Origin of the sequence: Streptomyces sp. NPDC048185 (assembly GCF_043202495.1) — a bacterium.
Lineage (GTDB): Bacteria > Actinomycetota > Actinomycetes > Streptomycetales > Streptomycetaceae > Streptomyces.
Window position 1 is genome coordinate 867,390 of record NZ_JBIDAN010000001.1, and the last position, 14,709, is coordinate 882,098.

General features: G+C 69.7%; 12 protein-coding genes and 2 tRNA genes. 3 read left to right on the top strand and 11 right to left on the bottom strand.

Going from position 1 to position 14,709, the window contains the following annotated elements:
• Positions 1–76 precede the first annotated feature (76 nt).
• The 3 genes from ACGF3H_RS03890 to ACGF3H_RS03900 form a co-directional block, all read right to left on the bottom strand.
• Positions 77–433: a DUF4233 domain-containing protein gene (locus ACGF3H_RS03890; RefSeq protein WP_362488829.1), complete on the bottom strand. Its 357-nt coding sequence runs from the start codon at positions 431–433 to the stop codon at positions 77–79.
• A gap of 6 nt (positions 434–439) precedes the next feature.
• Complete coding sequence (locus tag ACGF3H_RS03895; RefSeq protein ID WP_362488831.1) at positions 440–1,954, bottom strand: folylpolyglutamate synthase/dihydrofolate synthase family protein; 1,515 nt, start codon at positions 1,952–1,954, stop codon at positions 440–442.
• Positions 1,955–2,113: 159 nt separating this feature from the next.
• Positions 2,114–4,738, bottom strand: a complete 2,625-nt coding sequence (locus ACGF3H_RS03900; protein ID WP_362488833.1) for a valine--tRNA ligase — start codon at positions 4,736–4,738, stop codon at positions 2,114–2,116.
• 137 nt (positions 4,739–4,875) lie between these two features.
• Between ACGF3H_RS03900 and ACGF3H_RS03905 the strand changes: the two genes are divergently transcribed.
• The gene (locus ACGF3H_RS03905; protein WP_362488835.1) at positions 4,876–5,844 is read left to right on the top strand and encodes a hypothetical protein; all 969 of its coding nucleotides are present in this window, start codon (positions 4,876–4,878) and stop codon (positions 5,842–5,844) included.
• 72 nt (positions 5,845–5,916) lie between these two features.
• Here ACGF3H_RS03905 and clpX read toward each other — a convergent pair whose 3' ends face one another.
• The 5 genes from clpX to ACGF3H_RS03930 form a co-directional block, all read right to left on the bottom strand.
• Entirely contained in the window at positions 5,917–7,203 is a 1,287-nt protein-coding gene (clpX, locus tag ACGF3H_RS03910) for an ATP-dependent Clp protease ATP-binding subunit ClpX (RefSeq protein WP_161162849.1), read from the bottom strand.
• A gap of 191 nt (positions 7,204–7,394) precedes the next feature.
• Entirely contained in the window at positions 7,395–8,075 is a 681-nt protein-coding gene (locus ACGF3H_RS03915; protein WP_122620117.1) for an ATP-dependent Clp protease proteolytic subunit, read from the bottom strand.
• Positions 8,076–8,124: 49 nt separating this feature from the next.
• The gene (locus tag ACGF3H_RS03920) at positions 8,125–8,730 is read right to left on the bottom strand and encodes an ATP-dependent Clp protease proteolytic subunit (protein WP_362488891.1); all 606 of its coding nucleotides are present in this window, start codon (positions 8,728–8,730) and stop codon (positions 8,125–8,127) included.
• Between the two features lie 330 nt (positions 8,731–9,060).
• Entirely contained in the window at positions 9,061–10,455 is a 1,395-nt protein-coding gene (gene tig / locus ACGF3H_RS03925; protein ID WP_362488838.1) for a trigger factor, read from the bottom strand.
• A gap of 225 nt (positions 10,456–10,680) precedes the next feature.
• Positions 10,681–10,757, bottom strand: a tRNA-Pro gene (locus tag ACGF3H_RS03930).
• A 173-nt stretch (positions 10,758–10,930) separates the two neighbouring features.
• On the opposite strand from ACGF3H_RS03930, the gene ACGF3H_RS03935 reads away from it, so the two are divergent.
• A tRNA-Gly gene (locus ACGF3H_RS03935) sits at positions 10,931–11,001 on the top strand.
• Between the two features lie 90 nt (positions 11,002–11,091).
• Here ACGF3H_RS03935 and ACGF3H_RS03940 read toward each other — a convergent pair.
• Positions 11,092–11,286, bottom strand: coding sequence for a hypothetical protein (locus ACGF3H_RS03940; RefSeq protein WP_029393243.1), 195 nt, complete (start codon positions 11,284–11,286; stop codon positions 11,092–11,094).
• 566 nt (positions 11,287–11,852) lie between these two features.
• On the opposite strand from ACGF3H_RS03940, the gene ACGF3H_RS03945 reads away from it, so the two are divergent.
• Positions 11,853–12,983 carry an acyltransferase family protein gene (locus ACGF3H_RS03945; RefSeq protein ID WP_362488840.1) on the top strand — a complete coding sequence of 377 codons (1,131 nt, stop codon included), beginning with the start codon at positions 11,853–11,855 and terminating at the stop codon, positions 12,981–12,983.
• On the opposite strand, the gene ACGF3H_RS03950 is transcribed toward ACGF3H_RS03945, so the two are convergent.
• Entirely contained in the window at positions 12,980–13,468 is a 489-nt protein-coding gene (locus ACGF3H_RS03950) for an HD domain-containing protein (RefSeq protein WP_362488893.1), read from the bottom strand. The genes ACGF3H_RS03945 and ACGF3H_RS03950 overlap by 4 nt on opposite strands.
• A gap of 4 nt (positions 13,469–13,472) precedes the next feature.
• A complete protein-coding gene (locus tag ACGF3H_RS03955; RefSeq protein ID WP_362488842.1) occupies positions 13,473–14,660 on the bottom strand; it encodes a PP2C family protein-serine/threonine phosphatase in 1,188 nt (395 codons plus the stop codon).
• Between the last annotated feature and the right edge of the window lie 49 nt (positions 14,661–14,709).

Here is a 14,709-nt window from a genome sequence, read left to right on the forward strand (position 1 = left end):
GAGGGCTCCTTGGAATGTACGAGTGTGCGGTTGAACGAGGTGAGGACTGAGGTTACCGGGCGTGTCGCGGCGGCCGTCACGCAGCGTCAGGCGCGGAGGCGTCGGCCTGCGCCGCGAACCTCGCCTTCGCCTCGTCGATCTTCCGCCCGTAGTGCACCGACGCCCACCACAGCGCCGCGAAGACCGCACCCATGAAGAACATCGTCGGCACGACGAAGCCGGAGGCGATCAGGGCGATCTGCAGGGCCCAGCCGAAGGCGACACCGCCCGGCCGGGTCACCACGCCGCACAGCACCACGCACAGGAACATCGCGACACCGCTGACCGTCCACACGGTGCCCATGGTCAGGTCGGGATCCTTCATCGCGACCAGCCCGGCGAAGCCGATCAGGAAGAACTCGCCGATCAGGGTCGATGCACAGAGGGTACGCACGCTTTCTCAGCCCTTCCCCAGCAGCAGCCGGGCCTCGCCGACGGTGATGACTGAACCGGTGACGAGCACACCGCCGCCGGCGAACTCGCCCTCCTCCTCGGCCAGCGTGATCGCGGCCTCCAGGGCGTCCGGCAGCCGCGGCTCGACCTGGACGCGGTCCTCGCCGAACACCTCGACGGCGATCGCGGCCAGCTCGTCGGCGTCCATCGCGCGGTGGCTGGAGTTCTGGGTGACGACGACCTCGGCGAAGACCGGCTCGAACGCCTCCAGCAGCCCGCGCACGTTCTTGTCGCCGCTGGCACCGACCACGCCGATGAGCCGGCTGAACTGGAAGGCCTCCCCCACCGCCTCCGCGGTGACCCGGGCGCCCGCCGGATTGTGCGCGGCGTCCAGCACCACGGTGGGCGAGCGCCGTACGACCTCCATCCGCCCCGGTGAGGCGACGGCGGCGAACGCCTTGCGCACCGTGTCGATGTCCAGCGGCTCGGGACGCTGCGCGCCGACGCCGAAGAACGCCTCGACGGCGGCCAGCGCCACCGCGGCGTTGTGCGCCTGGTGGGCGCCGTGCAGCGGCAGGTAGACCTCGGTGTACTCACCGCCCAGTCCGCGCAGGGTCACCATCTGCCCGCCGACGGCGACCTCGCGGGCGACGACGCCGAACTCCAGCCCTTCGCGCGCCACCGTGGCGTTCACGTCCACGGCCTTCTTCAGCAGCACCTGCGCCGCGTCCACGGGCTGCTGGGCCAGGACCACGGTGGCGTCCTGCTTGACGATGCCGGCCTTCTCGGTCGCGATCTCCCCGGGCGTCTCACCGAGCCGGTCGGTGTGGTCCAGGTCGATGGGGGTGACCACGGCGACGTCCCCGTCGATGACGTTGGTGGCGTCCCAGGAGCCGCCCATCCCCACCTCGACGACGGCCACGTCGACGGGGGCGTCGGCGAAGGCGGCGTACGCCATGCCGGTCAGCACCTCGAAGAAGGACAGCCGGTACTCCTGCTGGGCGTCCACCATCTCGACGTACGGCTTGATGTCCTGGTACGTCTCGATGAACCGCTCGGCGGAGACCGGCGCCCCGTCCAGGCTGATCCGCTCGGTGATCGACTGCACGTGCGGCGAGGTGTACCGCCCGGTGCGCAGCTCGAAGGCGCCGAGCAGGGCCTCGATCATGCGGGCGGTGGAGGTCTTGCCGTTGGTGCCGGTGATGTGGATGGACGGGTACGAGCGCTGCGGCTCGCCCAGCACGTCCATCAGCGCGGCGATCCGGGCGACGGACGGCTCCAGCTTGGTCTCGCCCCAACGGGTCGCGAGCTCCGCCTCGACACCGCGCAGCGCCGCGTCCACCTCGGGATCCTCGGGCCGCCCTGGAACGTCCGCCTGCGGGGGACCTCCCTGGGTGCGCAGGGTGCGGCTGCCTGCCTCGATGACGGCGAGATCGGGGTCGCGGGTGGTCTCCGCGCCGATGATCTCGTCGAAGGAGTCCAGGGGGTCGGGCTGGTCGTTCTCGCCGGGGATGTCGCTCACGGACACCAGTCTACGGAGGTCTCCGACGGTGGGGCGGCTGAGGTCGTACAGCGCGTGCGGATCCGTCGCGGCCGGTCGCGCAGTTCCCCGCGCCTCTGGGGTACGTGAAGGCTCCCGGTGCCTGCAAGGGCACCGGGAGCCTTCATTCCGTCTTGGCGCCTACGCCGGCGGCAGCTTCTCCAGCTGAGTCTGGATACGGGCGATGTCCTCGTCCGCCTTCGCCAGCCGCCCGCGGATCTTGTCCACGACGTGGTCCGGCGCCTTCGCGAGGAACGCCTCGTTGCCGAGCTTGGCGTTGGCCTGCGCCTTCTCCTTCTCCGCAGCCGCGAGGTCCTTCGCCAGCCGCTTGCGCTCCGCCGCGAAGTCGATGACCCCGGACAGGTCCAGCGCGACCTCGGCCCCCGCGACCGGCAGCGTCGCCGTCGCCGTGAAGGACTCCCCCTCCGGCTGGAGCCGCAGCAGCTGCCGGATCGCCGCCTCGTGCGGCGCGAGCGCCGTACCCTCCACCGTCAGCCGGGCCGGAACCCGCTGTCCCGGCTGCAGGCCCTGGTCGGCACGGAAGCGCCGCACCTCGGTGATGACGGACTGGACCGTCTCGATCTCCCGCTCGGCGTCCGCGTCCCGGAAGCCGCTGTCGGCCGGCCACGCGGCGACGACGACGGACTCGCCGCCCGTGAGCGTGGTCCACAGCGTCTCGGTGACGAAGGGGACGACGGGGTGCAGCAGCCGCAACGTGACGTCCAGGACCTCGCCGAGAACGCGCTGGGAGACCCCGGCGGCCTCGCCGCCCGCCTGGAAGGTGGTCTTGGACAGCTCGACGTACCAGTCGAAGACCTCGTCCCACGCGAAGTGGAACAGCGCGTCCGACAGCTTCGCGAACTGGAAGTCGTCGTAGTACGCGTCCACCTCGGCGACGACCGAGTTCAGCCGCGACAGGATCCACCGGTCGGTGGCGGACATCGCCGACGGGTCCGGCAGCGGGCCGTCCACCGTCGCGCCGTTCATCAGCGCGAAGCGCGTCGCGTTCCAGATCTTGTTGGCGAAGTTCCGCGAGCCCTGGACCCAGTCCTCGCCGATCGGGACGTCCACGCCCGGGTTGGCACCGCGCGCCAGCGTGAAGCGCAGGGCGTCGGAGCCGTACTTGTCCATCCAGTCCAGCGGGTTGACCGCGTTGCCGAAGGACTTCGACATCTTCTTGCCGAACTGGTCGCGGACCATGCCGTGCAGGGCGATGGTGTGGAACGGCGGGGTGCCGTCCATCGCGTAGAGGCCGAACATCATCATCCGGGCGACCCAGAAGAAGAGGATGTCGTAGCCGGTGACCAGGACCGAGTTCGGGTAGAACTTCGCGAGCGACTCGGTCTGTTCGGGCCAGCCCAGCGTGGAGAAGGGCCACAGGCCGGAGGAGAACCAGGTGTCGAGGACGTCGGTGTCCTGGTGCCAGCCCTCGCCCGTCGGCGCCTCGTCGTCCGGTCCGACGCAGACGACCTCGCCGTTCGGCCCGTACCAGACGGGGATGCGGTGGCCCCACCACAACTGCCGCGAGATGCACCAGTCGTGGAGGTTGTCGACCCAGTCGAAGTACCGCTTCTCCATCTCCTGCGGATGGATCTTGACCTTGCCCTCGCGGACGGCGTCACCGGCGGCCTTGGCCAGCGGGCCGACCTTGACCCACCACTGCATGGACAGGCGCGGCTCGATGGTGGTCTTGCAGCGCGAGCAGTGGCCGACGGAGTGGACGTAGGGCCGCTTCTCGGCGACGATCCGGCCCTCGGCGCGCAGCGCGGCGACGATGGCGGAGCGCGCCTCGAGACGGTCCAGGCCCTGGAAGGGGCCGTGGGCGGTGATGACGGCGTGCTCGTCCATCACGGCGATGGACGGCAGGTCGTGCCGCTGGCCGATCTCGAAGTCGTTCGGGTCGTGGGCGGGCGTCACCTTGACGGCGCCCGTGCCGAACTCGGGGTCGACGTGCTCGTCCGCGACGACCGGGATGGAACGGTCGGTCAGCGGCAGCTTGATGAGCTTGCCGACGAGGTGCTTGTAGCGCTCGTCCTCGGGGTGGACGGCGACGGCGGTGTCACCGAGCATCGTCTCGGCACGGGTGGTGGCGACGACGATGGTGTCGTCCCCGTCCCCGTACTTCATGGAGACGAGCTCGCCGTCGTCGTCCTGGTACTCGACCTCGATGTCGGAGATCGCGGTCAGGCAGCGCGGGCACCAGTTGATGATGCGCTCGGCGCGGTAGATCAGCTCGTCGTCGTAGAGCCGCTTGAAGATGGTCTGGACGGCCTGCGAGAGGCCCTCGTCCATGGTGAAGCGCTCACGCGACCAGGCGACGCCGTCGCCGAGGCGGCGCATCTGGCCGGAGATCTGCCCGCCGGACTCGCCCTTCCACTTCCAGACCCGCTCGACGAAGGCCTCCCGGCCCAGGTCGTGGCGGGACTTGCCCTCCTTGGCGAGTTCGCGCTCGACGACGTTCTGCGTGGCGATGCCGGCGTGGTCCATGCCGGGCTGCCACAGCGTCTCGAAGCCCTGCATGCGCTTGCGGCGCGTCAGGGCGTCGATGAGCGTGTGCTCGAAGGCGTGCCCGAGGTGCAGGCTGCCCGTGACGTTCGGCGGCGGGATGACGACGGTGAACGGCGGCTTGTCGCTCTCGGCGTCCGCCTCGAAGTAGCCCCGCTCTACCCAGCGCTCGTACAGCGGCCCCTCTACGTCGGCCGGCGCATAGGTCGTCGGCAGTTCGGTGTCGGGCGCTGGTGGCTGCTGCTGAGCGTTCTCGGTCACCCGCTCAGTTTAAGGGCGTCACGGGCCTGTCCCGAAACGTCTTTCCTTCGTAACGGTGCGAGCCCCCGGTGACCTGCGCACGCCAGGTCTGCGTCAGGATGTCAGCATCACGTAAGCATCTGGAGGGGAACCCCGCAATGAGTCACAACCAGCCGGGCCCGTACGGCGGGCAGCCCCAGCAGCCCGGACCGTACGGCCAGCCGGGACCGTACGGCCAGCAGCAGCCGCAGGCCCCCCAGCCCGGCTACGGCTACCCCCAGCAGACGCCCCCCGCCCAGCCGGGTTACGGCTACCCGCAGCAGGCGCCCGGCCCGCAGCAGGGCTACGGCTACCCGCAGCAGCCCGCGCAGGGCGGCGTGCCGCCGCAGGCACCCTACGGCCAGCAGCCCTACGGCATGCCCCAGCCCCCGGCGCCGGCCGGCGGCAAGAAGAAGACGGGCCTGATCATCGGCGCGGTCGCGGTCGTGGCGGCGATCGGCGTGGGCGCGTACTTCGTGTTCGGTGGCAGCAGCGGTGGCGGCGCCGGCGACATCGCCGACGACGGCCCCCACAAGCTGACGACTCCCGCCACGGTGCTCGGTGAGTACAAGAAGGCCGAGAGCGACTCCAACACCATGACGGACAGCGACATGAAGGACGCTGAGAAGTGGGGCGTGAAGGGCGCGACGGACGTCAGCGCCTCCTGGGAGTCGAAGAACGAGGACAACCCGCTGGCGAGCAAGCAGCTCATGTTCGGGGGTGTCTACGGCACGATCGACGACCCCGAGAAGACCGTCGACGCGATGCTCGCCCACATGAAGTCCGAGAGCCAGAAGGACGAGGACGGCGAGAAGGTCACCATGGTCGGTGAGCCGAAGGAGTACAAGCCCTCCGCTCTGGAGGGCGCTGTCCTCAAGTGCCAGGAGGCCAAGGTCGACAACTCCGACGGCGGTGAGTACGAGCCGAAGTCGATGAACATGACGTACTGCGCCTGGGGTGACCACAGCACGCTCGGCTTCGTCATGCCGATGAACCTGATGGACATCGCCTCCGGCAAGAGCTCCGACCCGGAGGCGGCGGCCGAGATCGCCGCCAAGCTCCGCAAGGAGATCCGCGTCAAGGCCTGACGCGGCGCGTAACGCATACGGAAGGGGCCCGGTCGGTCGACCGGGCCCCTTCCGTATGCGTGTCGGCGACGGCTACGCCGTCTTCTGCTCGCCCGGGCCGCGGCCCCGCGAATCGCGGGGGATGAGCGTCGGGTTGACGTTGGAGAGGACCACGTCGGCCGTGATGACGACGCGGGCGACGTCCTTGCGGGACGGCACCTCGTACATCACGCCCTGGAGGACCTCCTCCATGATGGCGCGCAGGCCGCGGGCGCCGGTCTGGCGGAGGATGGCCTGGTCGGCGATGGCCTCCAGGGCCTCGCGCTCGAAGTCCAGCTCCACGCCGTCGAGTTCGAACAGGCGCTGGTACTGCTTCACCAGCGCGTTGCGCGGCTCGACCAGGATCTGCAGCAGGGCCTCGCGGTCGAGGTTGTGGACCGAGGTGATGACGGGGAGGCGGCCGATGAACTCGGGGATCATCCCGAACTTCACCAGGTCCTCCGGCATGACCTGCTCGAACTGGTCCTTGGACTCGATCTCCCGCTTGGAGCGGATCTGGGCGCCGAATCCGATGCCCTTGGCGCCGGCCCGGCCCTCGATGATCTTCTCCAGGCCCGCGAAGGCACCGCCCACGATGAACAGCACGTTCGTCGTGTCGATCTGGATGAACTCCTGGTGCGGGTGCTTGCGGCCGCCCTGGGGCGGGACGGAGGCGGTGGTGCCCTCCAGGATCTTCAGCAGGGCCTGCTGGACGCCCTCGCCGCTGACGTCGCGCGTGATCGACGGGTTCTCGCTCTTCCGGGCGACCTTGTCGATCTCGTCGATGTAGATGATGCCGGTCTCGGCCTTCTTGACGTCGTAGTCGGCGGCCTGGATCAGCTTCAGCAGGATGTTCTCGACGTCCTCGCCGACGTACCCCGCCTCGGTGAGCGCCGTGGCGTCGGCGATCGCGAACGGGACGTTCAGCATGCGGGCGAGGGTCTGGGCGAGGAGGGTCTTGCCGGAGCCCGTGGGGCCCAGCAGCAGGATGTTGGACTTCGCCAGCTCGATGGCGTCCTCGCGACCCTGGGCGCCGCCGTTCTCGCCGGCCTGGACGCGCTTGTAGTGGTTGTACACCGCGACGGAGAGGGCCTTCTTGGCCGCCTCCTGGCCCACCACGTAGCCCTCGAGGAACTCGTAGATCTCACGGGGCTTGGGGAGCTCCTCCCAGCGCACCTCGCTGGTCTCGGCGAGCTCTTCCTCGATGATCTCGTTGCAGAGATCGATGCACTCGTCGCAGATGTAGACACCGGGCCCTGCGATGAGCTTCTTGACCTGCTTCTGGCTCTTCCCGCAGAACGAGCACTTGAGCAGATCGCCGCCGTCACCGATGCGTGCCACGGTGTGCTTCCCCTTCGCCTGGGAGACTCCAGGTCGTCGACGCGACGTCGACGGCCGGCTGACTCCTGGTGCTGCCTTATGTCCGACGGTACCTTGCCGGGCCCCCCGTCCGGGCCCCCCTTGGCACGGTTCGCTTTGACGTGAACCGCGCCAAACCGTGCCAAGGGGCGGCAGACGTTACAGCCTCCCGCCTAGCGCAGGGAGGAGTTGTCCATCTTCCGGGTGGTGATGATCTGGTCGATCAGGCCGTAGCTCAGCGCGTCCTCGGCCGTGAGGATCTTGTCGCGCTCGATGTCCTCGCGGATCTTCTCGACCGGCGTGGTGGAGTGCTTGGCCAGCATCTCCTCCAGCTGCGAGCGCATGCGCAGGATCTCGTTGGCGGCGATCTCCAGGTCGGAGACCTGACCGCGGCCCGTCTCGCTGTACGGCTGGTGGATCAGGACGCGGGCGTTCGGCAGCGCCATGCGCTTGCCCGGCGTGCCGGCGGCCAGCAGGACGGCCGCGGCGGAGGCCGCCTGGCCCATGCAGACCGTCTGGATGTCCGGCTTCACGTACTGCATCGTGTCGTAGATCGCGGTGAGCGCCGTGAAGGAGCCGCCGGGGCTGTTGATGTAGACCGAGATGTCGCGGTCCGGGTCCATCGACTCCAGGCACAGCAGCTGGGCCATGACGTCATTGGCGGACGCGTCGTCGATCTGCACGCCGAGGAAGATCACGCGCTCCTCGAAGAGCTTCGCGTACGGGTCGTACTCGCGCACGCCCTGCGAGGTGCGCTCGACGAAGCGCGGGATGACGTAGCGGGACTCGGCGGACGGGCCGGTGTACTCGGCGCGTGAGCGGTCGTACAGGCCGCTGCCGGGGAAGTCGTTCACAGTGTCTCCTGGGAAGAGGCTGAGGCGGTCGGCTCGGGGCGGGAGGGGCTCAGGCGCCCGTGCCGCCGCCGCCCGGCATGCCGGCGGCCGTGGTGATCACGTCGTCGACGAGGCCGTACTCCTTGGCCTCGAAGGCGTCGAACCAGCGGTCGCGGTCCGAGTCGCGGGTGATCTGCTCGATCGTCTGGCCGGTGTGCTGGGCCGTGAGCTCGGCCATGCGCTTCTTGGTGTGCAGCAGCCGCTCGGCGTGGATCTTGATGTCCGAGGCCGAACCGGCCAGGCCGGCGGAGGGCTGGTGGATCAGGATCTCGGCGTTCGGCAGGGCGAAGCGCTTGCCGGGCGTGCCCGCGCTGAGCAGGAACTGTCCCATCGAGGCCGCGAGGCCCATCGCGATCGTCACCACGTCGTTCTTGATGTACTGCATGGTGTCGTAGATCGCCATGCCGGCCGTGATCGAACCGCCCGGGCTGTTGATGTACAGGAAGATGTCCTTGTCCGGGTCGGCGGCAAGGAGCAGCAGCTGCGCGGTGATCTTGTTGGCAATGTCGTCGTCCACGGGCTGGCCGAGGAAGATGATCCGCTCGCCGAGCAGCCGGTTGTAGACCTGGTCGCCGAGGCCACCACCGATGGAGGGCTCGCCGGCGGCTGAGGGCATCAGATTCGTCACGTATCCACCTGCTCGTCTTACGACGGCGCCGGGCCGTCTCACGTTTCCCTGCGGGGCTGGAGCCGCTTTCGGGGACTCCCCTGCCCTCGTATTCATGGACCCTAACGCGGGGGGGCTGCGGCGCCATCCCGGTTCTGCGGGTGTTCGCCGGGGGCGTAGCGCCGTGAGGGTGCCGGTGCGTCGCCGGGTGCGGCTTCTTCACGGCCGCTCGCGCAGTTCCCCGCGCCCCTGGCGGGCCGTCCCGCCGCATGCGGAACGGGCCCCGGCACGAAATCGTCCGGGGCCCGTTCTGCGTCCGTCTGGGGAGACGCGAGGGGATCAGCCCTCGGTCTTCTCCTCGGCCTTCTCGGCGTCCGACTCGGCGGTCTCGGCGGCGGCCTCGGCGGCCTCCGTCTCCTCCTCCTCGTCGTCCAGGTCGACGACCTCGCCGTTGGTGTCCTTGACCGTGGCCTTCTCGACCACGGCGGCCAGGGCCTTGCCGCGGGCGACCTCGCCGACGAGGAGCGGGACCTGGCCCTGCTCGACCACGGCCTGGGCGAACTGGTCGGGGGACATGCCGGAGGAGGCCGCACGCCGCATGAGGTGCTCGGTGAGCTCCTCCTGGCTGACGTTGAGCTTCTCCTGCTTGACCAGCTCGTCGAGGACGAACTGGGTCTTGATGCCCTTGACCGCGGCCTCGCGGGTCTCGGTGTCGAACTCCTCGGCGGTCTTGCCCTGGAGCTCCAGGTACTTGTCGAGGGTGAGGCCCATCTGGCCGAGCTGGTGGTGCTCGAGGTTGTGCTTGCGGGTGTTGATCTCGTCCTCGAGGAGCTTCTCGGGGACCGGGACCTCGACCAGCTCGAGCAGCTTGTCCAGCACGCGCTCCTGGGCCTGGGTGGCCTGGTCGTACTGCTTCATGTTGGCCAGGCGCTTGCGGCTGTCGGCCTTGAGCTCGTCCAGCGTGTCGAACTCCGACGCGAGCTGCGCGAAGTCGTCGTCCAGCTCGGGCAGCTCCCGCTTGGCGACCTGGGTGACCTTGACGGTGACCTCGGCCTCCTTGCCGGCCGCCGAGCCGCCCTTGAGCTCGGAGGTGAAGGTGGCCTCGGCCCCGGCCTCCAGGCCCTTCACGGCGTCGTCGATGCCGTCCAGCAGCTCGCCGGAGCCGATGGTGTAGGAGACGCCGTCGGCGACGCCGTCCTCGAGGACCTCGCCGTCGACCTTGGCCTGCAGGTCGATGGTGACGACGTCGCCGTCCTCGGCGGCGCGCTCCACCGGGGAGGTGGAGGCGAAGCGCTCGCGCAGCTGCTCGACCGACTTCTCGACGTCCTCGTCGCTGACCTCGACGGCGTCGACCTCGACCTCAATGCCGGAGTAGTCCGGGATCTCGACGGTCGGGCGGACGTCGACCTCGGCGGTGAAGTTCAGCGTCTCGCCGTCCTTCAGCTCCGTGATGTCGACCTCGGGCTGGCCGAGCGGGTTCAGCTCGGCCTCGTTGACCGCGTCGGTGTAGAACTTCGGAAGCGCGTCGTTGACCGCCTCCTCCAGGACCGCACCGCGGCCGAACCGCTGGTCGATGACCCGGGCCGGGATCTTGCCCTTGCGGAAGCCCTTCACCGTGACCTGCTGGTTGATCTTCTTGTACGCCGCGTCGAGGCTGTCCTTGAGCTCCTCGAAGGGCACCTCGACAGTGAGCCGAACCCGAGTCGGGTTCAGGGTCTCCACGGCGCTCTTCACGGTTCGGTCTCCTTGTGGCTGACTTCTTGGGTTCTGCCGGCGCGGAGGGCGTCCGGCGGATTTCGCCGCCCGGAGACTGCAGACTCTGAGACACACGGGCGTGCAGCTTGCATAGTAACGGCAGCGACTACACGTCCCAAAAGGCGATCACTCACGATCGCCACCGGTGACCCGCGGGTGATGCGCCCACGGCCCGCCGATGATCACGAGTGACCGGCGGGTGGGTGGTCGGGGTGGCGGGATTTGAACCCACGGCCTTCCGCTCCCAAAGCGGACGCGCTACCAAGCTGCGCCACACCCCGTCTGGTGCGACACGTAGGGTACATGCCCCCGGGTGCCCGGGTCCGCCGTCTTTTCCCGTGCGTTTCCCGCGGGGCGCGGACGCCGCTGCCGGAGGGAAGGGGTGTGCGGGGAGGGGGCACGACCCGCTACGATGCCTCCAGTACCGCGGTCGCCGACCTGCGGTGCGCACTGTGCGGGCGTAGCTCAATGGTAGAGCCCCAGTCTTCCAAACTGGCTACGCGGGTTCGATTCCCGTCGCCCGCTCCGAGAGGCCTCCGGCCCGGTCCCCCACAGGGACCGGGCCGGAGGCCTTTGTGCGCGCGGGGGCGCACCGGGAGTGCGGCGGGGCGCGCCCTAGAACTGGATGGAGTTGATCGTGTCCGCTATCGAGTCCAGGAACCGCTGGATGTCGTCGGCCATGCCGGTCGAGGCCAGGAAGAAGCCGAAGAGGACCGCGACGATCGCCGGGCCCGCCTTGATGGAGCCCCCTCGCAGCAACACCACCAGGATGATCGCCAACAGCAGCACCACTGACAGTGAAATGGCCACAACTGATCACACCCTAGGTCGGTTGGCTCTCCCGGCCCGGGGATGCGACCCCGCGCACCCCCGCCAGAACCATCGTGCCACCAACCGGGCCCCGTCATGCGGCAGGTGACACATCGTCCGGCCGGCGTACGGCCCGGCGCGCTCCCCCGCGCACGCCGGAACACCTTGCGGGCGCGCTCCGCACAGGAATTCGAGGCGACACTCGCACGAGGAATTAGAACCGTTTCGTTTCGATGCCCGCACAACACGTTCGCAGGTATGTCGAATTGTCTTCACCGGCACATCGAGGGCTCCGCGCGCGGACACCGGATGAGATCGGACGCGGCGCTTCCAGCGGAGTCCCCGGCGGGTCCGTGCCCGCTTTGATGCCGAAGAGTCCTGACATTACGGACGTGTTGGGCGTCCCGTGACCTCAGGGGACGCCGGGGACTGTGGGGCCTGTCACGCAATTCGGAGGGTCAACTCTCCCGGAATTGCGGGTAGTCGCGAAAAGGCTCGTGGGGCCGAATGCGGGGCGGGCGCGGAAGGTTTTACGAGATCACTCGGACAACGCTAGGGTGCCTCAGATGTTCAACGCTGCCTCGTCCCCAACAAACGCAGCGAGGTCGACGACGGGTACGGCCCCGTCCGGCGCGCGACGCGACGCGTTCTTCGACAACGCCAAGTACCTGGCGATCGTGCTGGTGGCCATGGGCCACTCCTGGGACCCGCTCAACGACGACAGCCGGGTCCTGGAGACGCTGTACACGGTGGTCTACGTCTTCCACATGCCGGCGTTCGTCGTCATCTCCGGGTACTTCTCCCGCAGTTTCGACATGCGTCCCGACCGGGTCAGACGGCTGATCACCGGCGTCGCCGTGCCGTACGTCGTCTTCGAGACCGCCTACGCGCTCTTCCAGCGCTTCGCCGGGCACGATCCGCAGCACGTGATCAGCCTGCTGGACCCCTGGTACCTCACATGGTTCCTGTGCGCGCTGTTCGTCTGGCGTCTGACCACCCCGCTGTGGAAGACGCTCCGCCACCCGCTGCCCGTCGCCCTCGGCATCGCCATGCTGGCCTCGATGGCGCCGGAGGTCGGTGACGACCTGGACATGCAGCGGCTGCTGCAGTTCCTGCCGTGCTTCGTGCTGGGCCTGTGCCTGAGGCCCGAGCACTTCCGTCTGGTGCGGTGCCGTTCGGTGCGGATCGCGTCGGTGCCGGTGTTCGCGGCCGCGCTGCTGGCCGGCTGGTGGGTGTCGCCGCACATGGACCTCGGCTGGGTCTACCGCAACGCGTCCGCGCAGGAGATGGGCGCCCCGTGGTGGACCGGGCCGGTCATGGTGCTCGCGCTCTTCGGCTGCTCGGTGCTGCTGACGGCCTGCTTCTTCTCCTGGGTGCCGGGCAGGCGCACCTGGTTCACCGCGCTGGGCACGGGCACGCTGTACGGCTATCTGCTGCACGGCTTCCTGATCAAGACCGGCTACTACACCGGCCTGTTCGACCGGCCCGCGCTGCACCGGCCGCTCGGTGAGATCGCCGTGACGGTCCTGGCGGCGGCCGCCGTCACGCTGCTGTGCACCGCCCCCGTACGGCGCGTCTTCCGGTGCGTGATGGAACCGGGGATGACGTGGGCGTTCAGGCCGGAGGCCGTCGTGCCCCCGCCCGCGCGCGGGGAACGCCGGAAGGCCGAGGAGCAGCGCGAGAAAGTACCGGCCTAACCGCCCAGGCCGAGGAGTGCGCGCATCCCGGCGTACTTCTCGGTCAGCCGGGTGCGGGTCGCCCCGTCGAGGACCGACAGCCGCGCCGGGTCCGCGTTGTGCGCCAGGTCCGCCTCCTTGACCAGCAGCGCGCCGGGCGTGGCGAGGATGCGCGCGGCGTACGTCTCGGCGGACTCCCCCGTGCGTCTGGTGAGCGCGAGGACGATGTCCTTCGTCCGCGCGCTCAGCGCGGTCTCGTGCAGCCTGCGCTCCGACAGGGCGTCGTCCTCGACCGCGTCGTGCAGCCAGGCCGCGGCGATCTGCTCGTCGTCCCCGCCGCGTCGCCGGACGCCCTCGGCGACGGCCAGCAGGTGCTCGGCGTACGGCCGTCCGGCCTTGTCGGTCTGCCCCGCGTGGGCGGCACGGGCGAGGGCCTCGACCTCGGCCAGGGAGAGCGGGCCTGCGGGCCCGGGGACGGGCGACGGGGTGGGAGTCACGGGGGCCAGTGTGTCAGTCCGCCGCCGTCGCCGACTGGGCCGTCGGGCCCTCCCGGCAGATCAGCAGGAGCGCCCGGTCGTCGTTGACGTCCTTGGCGACCGCCTCGATCAGGTGCCAGGCGGCACCGTGGAAACCGCCGGCGACATAGCGGTCGGCCTCGCCGGTGAGGCGGTCGATGCCCTCGGCGATGTCGCGGTCGGAGGTCTCCACCAGACCGTCCGTGAACAGCATCAACACGTCTCCGGGACGCAGCGAGCCCTTCACCGGGTCGAACTGGGCACCGTCGTACACGCCCAGCAGCGGCCCCTCGGCGGACTTCTCCTCCCAGCGGCCGGTGCCCGCGCTGAGCTGGAGGCCCGGCGGGTGGCCGGCGGAGTACAGCTCGTAGTCGCCGGAGTCGAGGTCGAGGACGAGGTGGATGGAGGTGGCGAAGCCCTCGTCCCAGTCCTGGCGGAGCAGGTAGCCGTTGGCGGCCGGCAGGAAGGCGTGCGGGGGGAGGCTGCCGAGCAGTCCGCCGAAGGCGCCCGACAGCAGCAGGGCGCGGGAGCCCGCGTCCATGCCCTTGCCGGACACGTCGGTGAGGACGACCTCCAGGGTCCGGCCGCCGTTGGTGCGGGCCGCGACCACGAAGTCGCCGGAGAAGGACTGGCCGCCGGCCGGGCGCAGTGCCATCTCCCGGTGCCAGCCCGGCGGCAGCTGGGGCAGCTTGCTCTGGACGCGGATGCGTTCGCGCAGGTCGAAGAGCATGGTGCCGCCGCGCCGCCAGGGCACACCGACCCGGCTGCGGAACTGGGCGATCAGCAGCCCGAAGAAGCCGCAGGCCGCGACGACGAGGACCACACCGGGGGTGACCCGGGAGGGGCCCTCGGTGTAGGGGCCCAGCTGCACCGATTCCACGATCAGGGCGGTGGCCGCCGCCGCGTACAGACCGAGCAGGCTCGCCGGGCGCAGCAGCAGGCCGCCCGCGACGATGGGCAGCACCAGCGCGGCCGGTGCGCACCACACGGAGTTCACCATCGTGGTGGCCGCGATCACGGGGATCATCAGCAGGAGTCCGGCGAGCGCGACCCAGTCCGAGCCGTCGCCGCGGAAGTAGTCGACGGCGGACCGGCGCACGCCGACGCGGGCCCGGTGCCACTGCTTGTTCCACCGTGCCGTGAACGTCTCGGCTTCCGCGCGCCGCTGTCGTCCTGCTGCCATTAGTTCGGGACCCTATCCATCGGACCGGTCGCTTGGCACGGGAGGTCCC